Source organism: Mesorhizobium sp. YIM 152430, assembly GCF_029210365.1.
Lineage (GTDB): Bacteria > Pseudomonadota > Alphaproteobacteria > Rhizobiales > Rhizobiaceae > Aliihoeflea.
In genome coordinates this window covers 409043-424623 of sequence record NZ_JARGES010000043.1, presented here as the reverse complement: position 1 = coordinate 424623, position 15581 = coordinate 409043, and the positions used below count along the sequence as shown (strand labels likewise).

Sequence of the window (15581 nt, the reverse complement as noted above, 5' to 3'; positions counted from 1 at the left end):
CATGAAATCGGAATCGCGGATTCATGCCCGGGACTACATCACCCGCCTTGCCAGCGCGGGGCGCTACCATTTCAGCTCTTCAGAAGCTCAAGGTGCGCTCGGCGTCTCGGCCGCCGCGACAAAGCTAGCCCTCCATCGTCTGAGTAAGCAGGGTCTGATCGCGTCGCCGGCACGAGGATTTTACGTCATCGTGCCCCCGGAATACCACTCTCTCGGCAGCCTTCCCGCCGAGCAGTTCATTCCGGCCCTGATGAAACGGCTGGGCCAACTATACTATGCGGGTCTGCTGTCAGCCGCCCAGTTTCACGGTGCAGCTCATCACCGGCCTCAGGAATTTCAGGTCATGGTGGCAAAGGCGCGCCGCCCCATCGTTTGCGGCGCGGTGCGCGTGGGGTTCGTCGTCCGCAAGAACATCGCGTTCGTGCCCACGCAGAGTTTCAACACGCCGCGCGGCACTGTCCTTGTCTCAACGCCCGAGGCCACGGCAATCGACCTTGTCGGCTATCACGACCATGTCGGAGGTCTCGATCAGGTCGCGACAATCCTGGGCGAACTCGCCGAAAACATCGACCCCGAAAAGCTGGTTGCCGCCGCCGAAACAGCTCCCGTACCCTGGGCGCAGCGGCTCGGCTACCTGATGGATCAGGCAGGTGCGGACGACCGGACGGGGCCGCTCAAAGCCTATGTGCGCAACCATGCGCGCAGCATAGCCGTTCTGCTGCCGGCCGCCCCGCACAAAAATGCCGTTCGGGATGACGACTGGCGGCTTGCCGTCAATGTTGCCGTGGAGTCCGAGCTGTGATTCCGCGCGACTATATTACCGAGTGGCGCGCGCAGGCGCCGTGGGTTCAGGACATCCAGGTCGAGCAAGACCTCGTGATCAGCCGCGCGCTGGTCGAGATTTTCTCCAATCCGGTGCTGAAAAACGCTCTCGCGTTTCGTGGCGGGACGGCGCTTTACAAGCTCTATCTCAAACCCGCCGCCCGCTATTCTGAGGATATCGACCTTGTGCAGATGCGCGCGGAGCCCGCCGGCCCCGTGATGGACGCCCTGCGGTCGGTGCTCGATCCGTGGCTTGGCGCGCCCCGCTGGAAACAGACGGAGGGCCGCGTCACCTTCGTTTATCGGTTCGGCTCCGAAGATGCACCGCCGATCAACATGCGGCTCAAAGTTGAAATCAACTCGCGCGAGCATTTTGCCGTTCATGGTTTCATGGGCCAGCCGTTTGGCGTGTCGTCGCGCTGGTATGAAGGCACATGCGAAATCCCGACCTACGCGCTCGACGAGCTTCTCGGCACGAAGTTGCGCGCGCTCTATCAGCGAAAGAAGGGGCGTGACCTGTTCGACCTCGCTGTCGCGCTCGAATACGACGGCATCGACCCTGACCGCATCGTCGACGCCTTCACGGCCTATATGGATCACGGTGGTCACAACGTGACCCGCGCTCTCTTCGAACAGAACATGCACCAGAAATTGTCTGATCCGTTGTTCACGGCGGATATCGGTCCGCTTCTGGCTCCCCGCTATTCCTGGAACCTCGAAACAGCAGCAGAAGCGGTCAATGCCGCTCTCATCCGCCGTTTGCCGGGCGATCCATGGAAGGGTGTGGCGGAAGACTGAGCGGGGGCAATCAATGGCACGACGGCCGGGAAACACGCTGGAAAAATGGGAAGTCGCCATCGTCAAAGCGATGCTGGCGAAGAAATACGTGCCGCAAGATATTCAGGCATACTTCTCGCGGCCGACCCGCTCTATCAATCATGCCCGTATTTCCGAGATACGCGATGGGGCGAAGCACAAGGCTGTTAAGGCAGCCACCGACGCCGAACTGGACGCCTTTCTTGAAGCATGGCCCAACATCGATCCCGTCACAGGCCTGCACCATCAAGGAGATGAGCTTCTCGTAAAGGCCCGTGAAGCCATGATCGCCGCCGTCCACACGTTCAACAGCGCCGGGCTGTATTTCAGGGCGGAGTTGTTCATCGTCACCAGCATCATCGCGTGGACCTATCTCCTGCATGCGTACTACAAGCGGGAAGGCATCGACTACCGTTACAAGAAGGGCGGCACTGTCCAAAAAACACCGACCGGCGCCGAAAAATACTGGGAGCTGGGCCAGTGCCTTGCGCACGGCAAATGCCCTTTAGAAAAGGGCGTCATCAACAACCTCAAATTCCTCAGCGAGATTCGCCACGAGATCGAGCATCGCTCGACCAACAGGATCGACGATGCCCTGAGCGCGAAACTCCAGGCGTGCTGCATCAATTTCAACGACGCTATAAAGACACTGTTTGGCAAGGAGTTCGCCCTCGAAAAGCGATTACCGATCGCCCTGCAATTCGTGACGTTCGACGGGGCGCAGAGAGCCGGGCTCGTCGGCGCAGACCTTCCGGCACACATCGCCGCCGCAATGGATGACTTCCATAACGGACTTACTGAGGACGAGCAGAAAGACCCGAAGTTCCGCTATCGGGTGGCCTTCGTGCCGAAGGTGTCAGGCAAGGCGTCGAAAGCGGACCTCGCCGTTGAATTTATCAAGCCGGGCTCGCCGGAGGCGGAGGCGGTCGAGCGGGTACTGCTGAAAGAAGTGGAACGGCCGAAGTTCCGGCCATCCGAGATCGTGACGAAGGTCACGGCGGCCGGCTATCCGGCGTTCAACATGCACGATCACACATTGCTCGCGCGGCAGCTCGATGCACGCAATCCCGGTAAGGGGTTTGGCACCAAGGTCGCCAACACCTGGTACTGGTATGAGCACTGGTTCGACACGGTGATCGAAAAGCTGGCGGAGGGATGGGTCCGACCGTAAGGCCCGGAGTGACGTCATGGTAAAAAACATTTCACGCAGAAATCTGAGGAACGGTCTGTTTGCTTTCATTGATCTGTTGGGCTTCTCGGCCCGTGTAGAGAATATCACAACAGAGAAGGAACTGCGAGCGCTGGACGATGACGTTGTATTCGTTCAGAACCAGTTTGAACATAAATCCTCCGACGAATTCATAAGACAGTCGCATAAGGTCGTCGGCAAGAGCGTTCTCGCGTTTTCTGATTGTATCGTGCTCTCCGTTCCTCTCCGTTCCTCTGCGTTCCCAGTTGACCGCTTTCGAAGGAACGTTCGATGTATTGATGAGCGAACTCAACAGCTTTGCGCTGGCCCAAGGGGCGTGCGTGCTCCGCGGAATTTTCCTGCGCGGCGGCGTTGATCTCGGATTCTGGTATCGCCGTAGAGACTCTCTCATCAGCCCGGCCATGGTGAAGGCGTACAGGCTGGAACATGATGCATGCGTTCCCATGATCGCCGTTTCCCCAGAACTTCGAAAGTACCTTTCAGCTCATCCTCATCGGGGCTTTTACAGCGAAGATTTCGATCCCTTTCCCAAGACCCTGAAGCAGTACCACAAACTGCCAAACGGAAAGACTCAATGGTTCATAAACTATCTGCGCCTTTGTTTGGAGGCAGTTGAGCCTGTCATCGTCGGCGATGACCGGAAACGCTATCAGGCGATGGATGAGGAGGGCCGGGATCGCATGCGCACCGAGGCCTGGCGGAAAACCTGTCGCGACTGGGCCAGGCATCATGGGCAGGCTGTTTCAAAGGCATACGAGGCAACTGATGACCGTGGCGTACGGGCAAAGTACGCTTGGCTTGCAAACTACCATAATGCCGAAATCAAGCGCTTCTTCGGCAGAGAAGCGAAAACGCTCCTGGTCAATCTGGAGCCGCCGCCCGCAGTGGAATGATCGCTGTTTCCTATCGGCGCTGCTTTTGTCTATCGCAGCGTCCATCACTTTCAGGCTTTGGCATTGCCGATCGAGAGGACTCTCGGTTGACTTTATGCTTTGAAAACAATCACATAACCGTTCCCAGTTTCATCCTCTCCGGCGCGCCAATACCGCCTTCAACCTCGGTTATGCGCTATGGCCTGTCGTGCACCCCACAGTTTGGCATTTAACTCCATAGTGTGCACTCAAACACCTCATCAAAATGGCTCATGGGGCTGTCCGAGTAGCTGGAGCGGGTGTTAGCTCGTGTGAAATGCACCGGCGCTATTGGCCCTCCAGAATTGCAACTCGGGATTTGTTAGGCTTCGTACTTAGGCCGTAGGCTCTGGAAAAGGCGATATTCAAGAGTGCCTCGGTCGCATGTCCAGAGACGTCCGCACATGGAGAGCATTGACGGCAGATGACGTTGGCTTTGCGGTTGCGAGCCAAGCGGGGAGATTGGCGAACCGCTTGTTGACGCCGTCGAGGTTGAAAGCGGCGAACTTCATTCGCGATAACGCGTTTGGTTCATCCGGCCCCCCTCTGCGGCCAATGTCGCCAACAACTCCGCGGGGTTGAAGCCCGACAGGCGCTTCCTTGACCGGTCTCCGTCCTCCAGCCAAAGGAACTCGATGCAATCGGAGAATTCGTAGCTTGCCACCTCATCCAGCGTGCCCACGGATTGCGGGTTTAGGTCAGAGGCGCTCTCCGTTTCAGGCGTTCAGGCCTACACTCATGCAACTGGCGGTGATCCCCCTTCAGCTTCGAGCCAATCTCGGATCGCCGCGAGGTCTGAGATATCCCCGCGCAGCATGATCTGGAGCGCCGAAAGGCCGCCGAACGCAGCGTTCGGCTTGCGAATCCACTCGTAGCCGCGGGACGGATCTTTGAACAGGTAGCGCAAACCTTCATGGATGCCCATCAAGTCGGCCATCCTTGCACGAAGATCCCGGTCGGTTCGACCGTGGGAGCCGTCCTTCCAACGCGCCCAAGTGCGTGCGGACATGCCGCCTAGAAGGGCGCACGCTTCCGCGTCGGCCAGTTCCCAGACCTTGGCTAGGTTTACTGTTGCCCGTGCCAAAGCGCCGGCTTCGGCGTCTGTGATCAAGGGCTTGCCCGCACTGGCCGGCGTTGACGATACGCTCTGAAGCTGCATTGTATTGCTCCTTTTTGCATATACAGCTTTATGCTCGCCAATTGGCAAGTACCTCATGCCGTTCGAATTGCGGCAGCCACGACGCCGCTGGCGTAGTGAGCCTATCACGTACCGTCGTGGTTGCGGGATTTTGATCTTGGCGGCTGGACGAGAGGGCAGCCTACCACTTCGGATCGGGAGCTGCCTTATCCACCCGCCCGCTCAAACTCCATCTGCCTCGTCTATTCATCCGTCTGCAGGATTTCGGCTCCCACGTCGACGCCGCTGAATAACCGCAACCGGTTAGGAGGCATTTTGGTTCGAAGACGACATGATCAATGATGGTGCGGAGGCTGCTGCCCGAGTTCCGGGTTGCCTGATCTGACCTGACCGCATAGCGTTCGCAGGTGGAGGGAGAAAGGCACCAATGAGTGGATATGACAGGGAAGAGTGGACGCCACACATGCCCTGGTGGACGCGGCTGATCTTCGCGGCCTCCGCGATTCTCTTGATCGTCGGCATAGTTGGGTTTGTTTTCGTGTGACCATGCTCCATTGACCTTCGTCGAGCGTCATCTGAGGTGGAACGTGGGGCGTTCTAAGCTGCAATTCGTTCAGCCCCACATCCCGCGCATCTTAATCTTAAGATCGACACGCACGGCCGGCTGCGCGACGCGCGCGCCGTTCGAAGCGGTTGGCGGCGGCCAGGATGTCTGCTGGAACAGATCGAGCGTATGATCGGGAATGAAGCGCGTCCGCGAGGCGTAGACGTGGCGGTCGCCGCGTACCGCCTGCCCATGCACGGAGAATCGTTGCGGAGTGATTAGATGAAGCGCATCCTTTGCGCGCGTCATGGCGACGTAAAGGAGACGACGTTCCTCTTAGAGTTCGTCCCGCTCGCCGACACCGAGATCCGACGAAATGCAGCCGTCGATGCCGTTGAGGACGAAGACGTTCTTCCACTCCTGCCCTTTTGCGGAATGGATGGTCGATAGGACCAGATAGTCTTCATCGAGCAGCGGCGGCCCGGACTCATCGCTCGTCGCGCTCGGAGGATCCAGCGTCAGGTCCGTCAGGAAACGCTTCCGCGTCGGATGTCCGGAAGCGATCTGCTCGAGCTGCAATAGATCGTTGCGCCGGACCTGCGCGTCTTGGTGGATGCGCTCCAGATGCGGTTCGTACCACAACCTGACGTGCTCGTGATCGGCGGGCCAGTTGGAGCGGGACCGTAGCCCGGCGAAAAGGTCGACGAACCCCGGCCAGTCCTCGCCGGCGCGAGACGGTGGCTGGAATAGCTGCAGGCCAAGTACGGGATCCAGGGCGCGCTCCATCGCTTCCATCGCCCCGGCGGCAGCCGACGGACCGATGCCCGGCAGCAGTTGCATCACCCGGAACGCGGCGACCGGGTCTTTGGGGTTCTCGGCAAACCGCAAGACTGCGAGCACGTCCTTCACATGCGCCGCATCCAGGAACTTCAAACCGCCGAATTTGACGAAGGGGATATTGCGGCGGGTCAGTTCGACTTCCAGCGGGCCGGAATGATGGGACGAGCGGAAGAGGACCGCCTGCTCTTTCAGGACTGTCCCGGCCTCGCGTTCGGCCAGTATAATCTCGCATACATAGTTCGCCTGCTCGCCTTCGTCGCGTACCGTCACGAGCCTGGGCTTCTCGCCGCCCCCCTGTCGGTCCAGAGGTTCTTCGTGAACCGTTCGGCCGCCTCGGCAATCACCGCGTTCGCCGCGTCGAGGATGCCCGCCGTCGAGCGGTAATTCCGGTCGAGCGTGACGACGTGGCCGGGTTCGGAAAAAATGTTTGGGAAATCGAGGATGTTGCGCACCTCGGCTGCGCGGAAAGCGTAGATGGACTGCGCGTCGTCGCCAACGACGGTAAGCCTGCGGCCGTCGGGCTTAAGGGCCGTAAGGACCGCGGCCTGCAACCGGTTCGTGTCCTGATATTAGTCGACCAGTATGTGATCGAACCGTCCGGACAGATGTCCGGCGATCGCCGGTTCGGAGCACATCTGCGCCCACCACAACAGCAGGTCGTCGTAGTCGAGGACGTTCTGCGCCTGCTTCGCCTCGACATACGCGCCAAAGAGCTGCTTCAGTTCGTCCGCCCATCCGACGCACCAGGGGAAGTTCCTGGCGAGTATGGGTTCGAGTTCAGCCTGCGCGTTGACGACGCGCGAGTAGATGGCAACGCACGTTCCCTTGGCCGGGAACCGGCTTTCCGTGTTGGACAAGCCGCGTTCGTGGCGGACCAGGTTCATAAGGTCCGCCGAGTCCTCGCGGTCATGGATCGTGAAGGCAGGATCGGGGCCAATCTCCAGCGCGTAGTCGCGCAGCAACCTAGCGCCTACCGCGTGGAACGTGCCCGCCCAAATCAGGCCCTCGGTTAAAATAGCCGCCTTCTCCCCCATGACCTTGGCGGAGATGCGTTCGACCCGGCTCCGCATTTCGCCCGCTGCGCGGCGCGAGAACGTCATCAGAAGGATGCGGCGTGGATCGGCACCCTTGACGATCAGGTGAGCCACGCGATGCGCGAGTGCGCTCGTCTTGCCCGAACCTGCTCCGGCGATGACGAGAAGCGGACCGGCGACGTCGCCGTTTCCATGCTCGACGGCTTGCCGCTGCTCGGCGTTGAGTCCCGCGAGATAGCCGTGCTCGTCGGGAGCCGGCCGCGAGTCGGAAATGAGTAGGTCCATGGCTGCGGACTGAAGCCCGTTTCCGTTTCGTTCGCAAGGGAACTGCCTCATGCTGGCGCGTCTCGATGCGCTGATCGGCGGCGGTTGCGGTGCAAGGCGAAACGAGGCACTCGCTAGCCCATGCCTCGCAGCGCTTCCCGATCTTCCTGAGGTGCGGTGTCATCGCGAGGTCCATCTGCCGTGGATCTGACAAATCGGCGCGGCAGGTTCGCGGTCATGCAATGTTGTGCCACCGCCGTCCGATCACGGACATCCTCGTTCGGCTTAGAGCAACTCCGGAAAACGGCGAGGTCCGAAGTCTCGCCGCGCAGCATGATCTGGGAGCGCCGAAAGGAGGCCACCGAAGGTAGCGTTCGGGTTCCGAATCCGATCGTGACTCCGGAGAGGGATCTTAACAGGTCGCACAGACTTTCCTGATGCCCACCAAGTCGGCCATTTTTCCCCGGAGATCCCGGTCGATCCGGCTGAGCGACCCATGCCTCAAACGCGCCTACGTGCATGGGCGCTCCGCTCAAAAGGAGGCGCGCTCCGCGTCACAAGCTTGCCGAACAATCAGAATTCTATTCAATTTGCCCGGCGGGAACCTAGACGGACTTGTGCGCATTGGCGTCGGTCGCGACGCCGCCGAGATCGCGTTCGCCTCGCCCTTCGGCGAGATGGAAGCCGGGCCGGTCGAGATCACGATCGAGCATGCCGACGGGAGCGGCGAGGAGAACGGGCGGACGGTCGATGCCGTTTCAACGGAGGAGCCGGCTCCCGATGCCGGAGCGAAGTAAGTAGGCAAATGCGCGACGATGGCTAGCCGAGTTCATCCGCCGGCATTAATGAACGAGAACGGTGGAGCGGAATGCGAGAGCATGTCTTCAAGCCGCCTGTCGTTGGACATCTCCATCGCTGACTGGGCCGCCATTGCCGACAGATCGCGCTTTGCGTTCTCGCTCGCACAATCGAGCGCCAGTTCGACTTTCTGGTCCGGCGATTGCTCGCGATCGATGCGAAGATATCTCTCTTTGAGAATGTGTTGCACCATGTGGTCGGCGAGCGCCTGTTGGCACCCGATCATCACCGTCGGCAACCGTTCGTCTTTCATCCATCCATAAGCGCCGATCTGCTGGCTTACCGAGGACGAGAAAGCAAACTTGGTTGTCGTCGTTCCGATGCTCAAGAGGTGAATATCCTCACGGTCAATGTCGAGAAAGTGCTCCGCCTCATGGATTCCTATCATGTCCGGCGAGTTGGCAAACATTCCGCCGTCGGCGAACAGTTCGCTGCCGATTCGATGCAGCGGGAAGTACGTCGGCGCGGCCGAGGTAGCCAGTGCTACGTCCACTACGTTGAGTCTCCAATCGAACTTGAAATCCGGGTGATGTCCCGTCTTGAATACGCGCGGGCCACCCTTTGTCAGGTTCACGGCCGGAACTAACGTCGGCCGTCGAAGGTTGGCCATCACCGTTTCCGCACCAACTATCCGTTCAATGACGCCGCGCAGCGGATTCGGATCGTAACGGGCCTTCCGAATTCCTCGCACCACATTGAGAAACCCGCTTATCCCTCCCCGGGGAGGGCGACTTGAACCGAAGATGTCAGGCCCATCAACATAGAAGCTGTCCAGAATCTCGGAAGCGGGCGTACCTGCAGAGAGCCCCAGAGCTGTAATGCCTCCCACAGACGTGCCGACGATCATGTCGAAGCTATCGATGATCGGTTTTTGGTAGAGCGCTTCGATCTCCGCCAACACCGCCGCCGTATAGAGGCCGAGGTACCCGCCGCCTGAAAGGCTCAAAATTTGGAATGGCATCGCCTCTCCCTATGCTTTGGAGTTTTTTCTCGACACGTTCGATGTTTGTTCCCTAGCTAGAATCGGCTATACCATAGGTCCGGCCGACATCGGAATTGCGGCCATGAAAGGACCGGTGATGGCCAACGTTTCAAAGCTCCTCTACACCACGGTCGACCCTGAGACGTATCTGGTCAACCTCACTCCCCGGGATCGATTCCTGCGCGAAGCCAAGAAAACTATACGGGACCATCTCCGGAAGGCATTCGCGGCGGGCAGCGAACAGGCGTTCGGTCGCATGGTGCGCCCCCGATTTTTCACACAGGGCAGCTTCGCCTACAAAACGCTGAATGACCCAGCTTGGCCTCCCCATCAACAGATGGATCTCGACGACGGCTGTTATTTGCCTCTGTCGTTCGTGCAAGGTACGCGGCCGTCGCAGGCTGCCACGATGTTCTTCGAGTTTGTGGATACCGCACTTAAGGACATGGCCGAGGAGATGGGCTGGGACCATGTCGAAAAACCGACCTGTTCGCGACTTGTGATCTCGAGCGACGCTCACATCGACGTCCCTCTTTATGCGATCCCGGACGCCCAGTTCCAGCTCCTCGAAGTTCACGATGCCCTATCTACTCGCACGGCGATCAAGAAATCCCTTGATGACTGGAGCGACCTGCCGTCCGATGCCGTCTTGCTCGCCCATCGCGACGAAGATTGGGTCGAATCTGATCCTCGCCTCATCCATAGATGGTTCACCGACGCCGTGCGCCTGTACGGCGAGCGCCTTCGCCGTGATGCCCGGTTCATCAAAGGCTGGCGGGATCATTTCGAACTCGACCAGTATCGCGTGACGTCGATTCTGCTCATGGCCTGCATCTGGCAAGCTTACGAAGAGATTCGTGGACTTTACCTCCCCGAGCGGGAGGACGAACGCTTACTCGCTGTCGCCGAGCGTCTCTCAGGGTATCTAAGAACCGCGGTTCCCAATCCGGCCTGCAAGTCGGAGGATTTGAACAGGATAGCGGGACACCATAGAGAGATGGTGGCGCGAAAGATGGAGAAACTTGCTTCGCAATTGGAAGAGATCGTCAAGCGATGCGACAACGAGGCAGAGGCAGTCGCGCAGATGCGCGCGGCGTTTGGCCTGAGGGTGCCGAACCGTCCGGATTTGGTTTCGATCCCCGCCACCCTGGCGGGCAAGATCACGGCGCAGTCCAAGAAAGCTGTGCCCGCTCCGGAAGTCGGACGGTCGGTAAGTGGCTAACGGGCGTATCGCGGCTCTTCACGACGGTCTGAACCAACACGGATTCGAAAGAATTTCCTCCCGCGTCGGCCACCTCTACCGCGGGCTGCTGAAGAACAACGGTCCCGGCATCCCCGTCGAGATATCTCTGGTCGACCTCGACTTCGTTCAATTGCCCGTCATTCGCCTGACGGATCGGGACGCGGTTCCCGAACGGGCGCTCCCGCACATCTTCGGCCCGACCGGGGTGGTCTGCTACTATCAGCGCGGTTCCATCGTCCTCGACCGGTACGATCCGACCGGAACCGCCTTGCAGTGCTTGTACAAGGCGGAAAAGGTGATCCGTCAAGCCATCGCGGGGAAGCTTGATGATGACTTTGTCGCGGAATTCGAAGGCTACTGGACCGAGACCTTCATGCTTTCAGATGTACCGCCGTCTTTCACAGGGGCCGGCAGCATAAGCTTTGTCCGCCTCAACACCGAAGACAAGCGCACTCCGGTGTTGACCGCCGGAAGATCCTGGTGGACTGACCTTGACCCCTCGTCACAAGCCAAATCTGAGATCGAACGCGCGCTGATCGTCAGCATCGATCGTGCGGTTTCGGTCGACCCCAACCGGGCTTGGCCTCCCGCTACGCTCGATCAAGTGATCGCTTGGCTTGAATGGTTGAATCCGCGCCTCGTGACCCGGCTCGATGAGGCCATAATCGACGGATCGCCGACTGTGGCTTTGGCGATCAAGGCCACGAACGGCATGTTCGCGGTTAGGTTTGGACTACCCAAACAGCTTCAGACAAGAGAGTTCCTCAACAGTCGTCGCCGCTCAATCCCGAAGGTGTTGCGAACCATGGCATCGACCGTTCGGGTCGAAAGGATTTCGACAGACGCGGCTGACCTGGATTACGTGTATAGCCGCAACCTCGGGCGGACTCGGAATCTTTCCGGCAAGAAGCTCTTGATGATCGGATGCGGGACAATCGGCAGCTTCTTGGCCCATCAAATGGCGATGTGCGGTGCCGGGGTAGGGGGCGGCGAGTTTCATCTGATCGACAATGACAAGTTGAAAACAGCCAATCTCGGCCGACATCTACTTGGCGTGCCGCACCTTCACCGGAATAAGGCGGAAGCGTGTGCCGAGTTCCTGAACGGGATGCTTCCGGGGGCTAACGTCGAGGGGTTCGACGTATCTCGTTATGATGCCGTCATCGACGTCACAGGCGAGGAAGCATTTTCCATCGCGCTGAACCAGCGCGCCATCGACCGGAGGCCTAAAGGTCCGACGCATTTCTACGGATGGCTCGCAGGAAACGGAGCGATCGCACAATGTTTGATGGTCGACGGTTCCGAAGCGAACGCATGCCTCAAATGCCTAAAACCTACTCTGGCCGGTCGTTCGCGCTTCCCAACCCTGAAACCCGGAGTGTCCGTCGAGATCGGTGCTGTCCAAGCCTGTAGCGATACCGGGTTCGTAACGTTTCCGGTGTCCCGATCGATATCGGCTGCTGCACTGGTCTGCGACCTCGTGTTGGATTGGGCGAACGGAAATCAGCGTGATCGGCTTCGTTCGCGGACGTTCAATCCTAGGCAAGCTTTTGAGATCAAGGACCAAAGTCCGACACCTAGTAAAGATTGTCCGGCGTGCACCGTCGCCCGCTGATCCTGACGACCGACGACCAACGTTACGTGCTCGTTTGGCCCGATGTAATAGAGTGATCAGTACACATGTCGAACGAGGTCCAAGCGCTCGGGAAGCAGGCGGAGTCTTGTTAGGGTGCTATAGGGGTGACCATATCGAGGTTTTCGGGTGCACATCGCCGTTACCTGGCGACAGGTGCCGCGCCACAATCTTCGACCGACGCGATCCGGGACACCAAGCCGCGGCGATGAAGGCTTGGCGCGCCAGCAGCGGTACCGACACTTACGTGGGCGAATGGCATACGCATCCCGAGAATGATCCGGTCCCTTCGCCTATTGATCGGCGCACGTGGAAATCGCTCTTCGCGAGGTGCCGCGCACCCTTGGTTTTCGCTGTCGGAGGCTGGAACTCTTGCTGGTGGGGCTTTGGAAATGACCGACAAGTCCGTCGAATGTCCGAGCATCAACAAGTAGGGCCCCCCGAATAATGCGGCCGCGGCCTTCCGCCCGTCGTTGCACTGCCTGAAACCGTGCCGAAGGCGTCGGTCTAACGTCTGTCGAGCGGCTAAGGGCGAACGTCGGCCACGCTACCAGCATGCCGCCCATTGCAAACATCCCGCTGCTGGGACAGGATCGCCGAGAGGCGAAGGGATGCCGTGTCAGCGTTTCAGAACGTGCTTGCATATGCCCACCGCGGTGCAATGGCTTTATTGCTGTTCGTCGCTGGCTGCGCGACGCCCTACTCTTCTCCAAGCCTAACGCCGTTAGGATATGCCGGACCGGCCTATTTCCCGGGTGTTATGGACTACGCTGCCCAGGGCGATACCCGGGTTGTGTGGCTGCACGGCATGTGTAGCCATGGCAACACCTGGGTGACCGATCGCCAGTCAACATTCGCAGCTGCCGCAGGCTTGCCGACTGTCGAACCCTACGACGTCGCGGACCCGAGCGGCGCATTCCGAGCGGTATATGAACACCGGGTAGCCGGACCTTCGGGGAAAAGTCACGGTCTCGAACTGCGCTACCTCGTTTGGTCGCCCTTAAACGATGCGGAAAAGGTGGCAGTGAAGCTCGATGATCTGAGGCCAGACGGCAGCCCGGTGAAGGCGAGCCTGAACGCCCAGATCAAGCAGGGATTGATCAACGACTGCCTATCGGACGCCGTCATCTATTTGGGTGCGGCGGGCGATAGCATCCGGACCTGGGTGCGCTCGGAGCTGTGCGATGCGCTCGGAGGAGCGATCTCTGGTGACCGGCGGTGCCGCATCGATCCCGAACGGCCACGGTCCAAAGTTGTCTTCGTCGCGGAGAGCCTAGGAAGCAAGATGCTATCGGACGGGCTGCTTTCCATCTGGGAAAAACGTGATTCGGCGGTGGTCGAGCGCCTCGCGGATGTGCAGACCGTCTTCTATGCGGCCAATCAGATCCCGCTCCTGGATGCTGGAGGCAGGCTTCCGCCAATCGGGACGAGGACCTTGGACGAAGGCAACGATCCGGGACTGTCGCTTCTGGACGTTCTTGCGGAAGCGCGCTCGCCGGAGAGCGTCCGCGCCTTGGACGCGGAGCCAAGCGGTACTCTGCATTTCGTGGCCTATACCGATCCCAACGATCTCTTGAGCTATCGCCTGTTGCCCGGAGCCAACATCCCCGAGCGGGTTCAGGTGACGAACGTGCTCGTATCCAACGGACCGACATATTTTGGCCTGTTGGAGCGCCCGGACACCGCACATTGCGGCTACCGTTGGAACCCCTATGTCATGTCCGGAATTGTCAACGGCTCCGAGAACGGGGGGTTGGGCACTATTCCGGTTCAAGTGAAGAACAAGAGCTGCTTTGGCGGGTAACCTTGGTTCTGGCCGAGGCACGGGGTCGTGGAGGCGGCTTGCTTCAACGCTTCTTGAGTTTACTCGGCCGATGCGCCGCCGACTTGCCGGACTTTTCGCTTTCGACGATATATTGAGGATCGTCCTTTGACGCGGCCGCTTTGCAGGCTCAGCTCGTGGCACAGAGAAGCGGTGCGCCGACCGACCGTTTGCAGCTACTAGCGACGCCATGTCCAAGTGCAAACCGAAACGGATTTTTGCGCAGGCCGCTACCAGAGCGACAACTGTCGGTCCTCCGCGGGTCCCGCTTCGGCTACCGACAGGCCGGACAGGCTGATGCCAAGCAGGCGGATGCCGCGTTCGAATGGGTGGACCGCCCGCAACAAGTCTGCTGCGTGGAGCTGCAGCTCCAACGCGCCCTCGATCCTTCGGTTGACGGTGCGGCTGCGGGTGATCTGGCGGAAGTCGGAATACTTAACCTTGAGCGTGACCGTCCGCCCCGTGATGCCTTTGCCCTCGCATCCCTTCCAGATCTTCGAAGCGAGTTTGGCGAGTTCGGCGTCGGCCTTTTCCAACTCGTGGATGTCTTCGTCGAACGTGTCTTCCGCTCCGATCGATTTGCGTACGCGGTTGGGCTCGACAGGTCGGAAATCGATGCCACGCGAAATCCGATGGTACCAGCGTCCGGACTTGCCGAACATCTCCTCGAGATACGCGATCGATTTGTCGCAAAGGTCACGGCCTGTCCTGATGCCAAGACGCTCCATGCGCTCGGCGGTAGCGGGTCCGACACCGTGGAATTTTTTGACCGCGAGGTCCGCGACGAACGCCGGCCCCATGGAAGGCGGTATCACCGCCTGGCCGTTCGGCTTGTTCAGATCGCTCGCCATCTTTGCCAGGAACTTGTTGTAGGAGATGCCGGCGGACGCGTTGAGGCCCGTTTCCGCGCGGATGCGGTTGCGGATTTCCAGCGCCACCGTACTTGCCAGCTCAATGCCCTTCTTATTCACGGTCACGTCGAGGTAAGCCTCGTCGAGGGAGAGCGGCTCGACCAAGTCCGTGTACTCGGCGAATATCGACCGGATCTGATTTGAGATTTCGCGGTAGACGTCGAAGCGTGGCTTAACGAAGACGAGGTCGGGACATCGGCGTTTGGCCGTGACCGACGCCATGGCCGAGCGAACGCCGAAGACGCGCGCCTCGTAGCTCGCGGCCGCCACGACACCCCTGGCGGCCGAACCGCCCACAGCGACCGGCTTGCCGCGCAGCGAAGGGTTGTCCCGCTGTTCGACGGAAGCATAGAAAGCGTCCATGTCGACATGGATGATCTTCCGCCCGTCGTCGTGACTGTCCACTGGGTTTTCCTCCGGCGTTTCCATCAGAGCCGACCGCGCCGATTCCCGGCTTCGTCCACCGACGTTAACCCGGCGTCGTATCATGAAGCGCGAACTCGCGATTGACTCTCTAGCGCATAAGGAACAAAACGGGAACAAACCACCTTAT

Annotated in this window: 11 protein-coding genes and 3 pseudogenes; 8 read left to right on the top strand and 6 right to left on the bottom strand. The window is 59.7% G+C overall.

The window, feature by feature from the left end:
- Window position 1: 1 nt before the first annotated feature.
- From PZ895_RS14315 to PZ895_RS14305, 3 genes are read left to right on the top strand one after another with little or no spacing between them, the layout of a single operon-like run.
- The gene (locus tag PZ895_RS14315; RefSeq protein WP_275839648.1) at window positions 2-802 is read left to right on the top strand and encodes a type IV toxin-antitoxin system AbiEi family antitoxin; all 801 of its coding nucleotides are present in this window, start codon (window positions 2-4) and stop codon (window positions 800-802) included.
- Window positions 799-1620 (top strand): nucleotidyl transferase AbiEii/AbiGii toxin family protein, encoded by an 822-nt coding sequence (locus tag PZ895_RS14310; RefSeq protein ID WP_275839647.1) that lies wholly within the window; start codon window positions 799-801, stop codon window positions 1618-1620. The genes PZ895_RS14315 and PZ895_RS14310 overlap by 4 nt, the downstream gene beginning before the upstream one ends.
- A 13-nt stretch (window positions 1621-1633) precedes the next feature.
- The gene (locus PZ895_RS14305) at window positions 1634-2809 is read left to right on the top strand and encodes a DUF3644 domain-containing protein (RefSeq protein WP_275839646.1); all 1176 of its coding nucleotides are present in this window, start codon (window positions 1634-1636) and stop codon (window positions 2807-2809) included.
- A gap of 31 nt (window positions 2810-2840) precedes the next feature.
- Here PZ895_RS14305 and PZ895_RS14300 read toward each other — a convergent pair whose 3' ends face one another.
- Complete coding sequence (locus PZ895_RS14300) at window positions 2841-3140, bottom strand: hypothetical protein (RefSeq protein WP_275839645.1); 300 nt, start codon at window positions 3138-3140, stop codon at window positions 2841-2843.
- Between PZ895_RS14300 and PZ895_RS14295 the strand changes: the two genes are divergently transcribed.
- Complete coding sequence (locus PZ895_RS14295; protein ID WP_275839644.1) at window positions 3127-3741, top strand: hypothetical protein; 615 nt, start codon at window positions 3127-3129, stop codon at window positions 3739-3741. The two genes, PZ895_RS14300 and PZ895_RS14295, sit on opposite strands and share 14 nt — an antisense overlap.
- A gap of 754 nt (window positions 3742-4495) precedes the next feature.
- Here the strand turns inward: PZ895_RS14295 and PZ895_RS14290 are convergent.
- Window positions 4496-4918 (bottom strand): MbcA/ParS/Xre antitoxin family protein, encoded by a 423-nt coding sequence (locus tag PZ895_RS14290; protein ID WP_275839643.1) that lies wholly within the window; start codon window positions 4916-4918, stop codon window positions 4496-4498.
- A gap of 592 nt (window positions 4919-5510) precedes the next feature.
- Window positions 5511-7600: pseudogene (locus tag PZ895_RS14285) on the bottom strand (ATP-dependent helicase).
- A 581-nt stretch (window positions 7601-8181) separates the two neighbouring features.
- Here PZ895_RS14285 and PZ895_RS14280 point away from each other — a divergent pair.
- A pseudogene (locus tag PZ895_RS14280) lies at window positions 8182-8376 on the top strand (transglutaminase family protein); the annotation flags it as partial.
- A gap of 32 nt (window positions 8377-8408) precedes the next feature.
- On the opposite strand, the gene PZ895_RS14275 reads toward PZ895_RS14280, so the two are convergent.
- On the bottom strand, window positions 8409-9398 hold the full coding sequence (locus PZ895_RS14275) for a CBASS cGAMP-activated phospholipase (RefSeq protein ID WP_275839642.1): 990 nt from the start codon (window positions 9396-9398) through the stop codon (window positions 8409-8411).
- Window positions 9399-9501: 103 nt separating this feature from the next.
- On the opposite strand from PZ895_RS14275, the gene PZ895_RS14270 reads away from it, so the two are divergent.
- From PZ895_RS14270 to PZ895_RS14260, 3 genes are all read left to right on the top strand, one after another.
- On the top strand, window positions 9502-10641 hold the full coding sequence (locus tag PZ895_RS14270; protein ID WP_275839641.1) for a CBASS cGAMP synthase: 1140 nt from the start codon (window positions 9502-9504) through the stop codon (window positions 10639-10641).
- Entirely contained in the window at window positions 10634-12277 is a 1644-nt protein-coding gene (locus PZ895_RS14265) for an E2/UBC family protein (RefSeq protein ID WP_275839640.1), read from the top strand. The genes PZ895_RS14270 and PZ895_RS14265 overlap by 8 nt, the downstream gene beginning before the upstream one ends.
- Window positions 12278-13055: 778 nt before the next feature.
- On the top strand, window positions 13056-14099 hold the full coding sequence (locus tag PZ895_RS14260; RefSeq protein WP_275839639.1) for a hypothetical protein: 1044 nt from the start codon (window positions 13056-13058) through the stop codon (window positions 14097-14099).
- Between the two features lie 43 nt (window positions 14100-14142).
- On the opposite strand, the pseudogene PZ895_RS14255 reads toward PZ895_RS14260, so the two are convergent.
- Window positions 14143-14226 (bottom strand): annotated as a pseudogene (locus PZ895_RS14255) (HVA1 family protein); the annotation flags it as partial.
- Between the two features lie 121 nt (window positions 14227-14347).
- On the bottom strand, window positions 14348-15433 hold the full coding sequence (gene dinB, locus PZ895_RS14250; protein ID WP_275839638.1) for a DNA polymerase IV: 1086 nt from the start codon (window positions 15431-15433) through the stop codon (window positions 14348-14350).
- Window positions 15434-15581 lie beyond the last annotated feature (148 nt).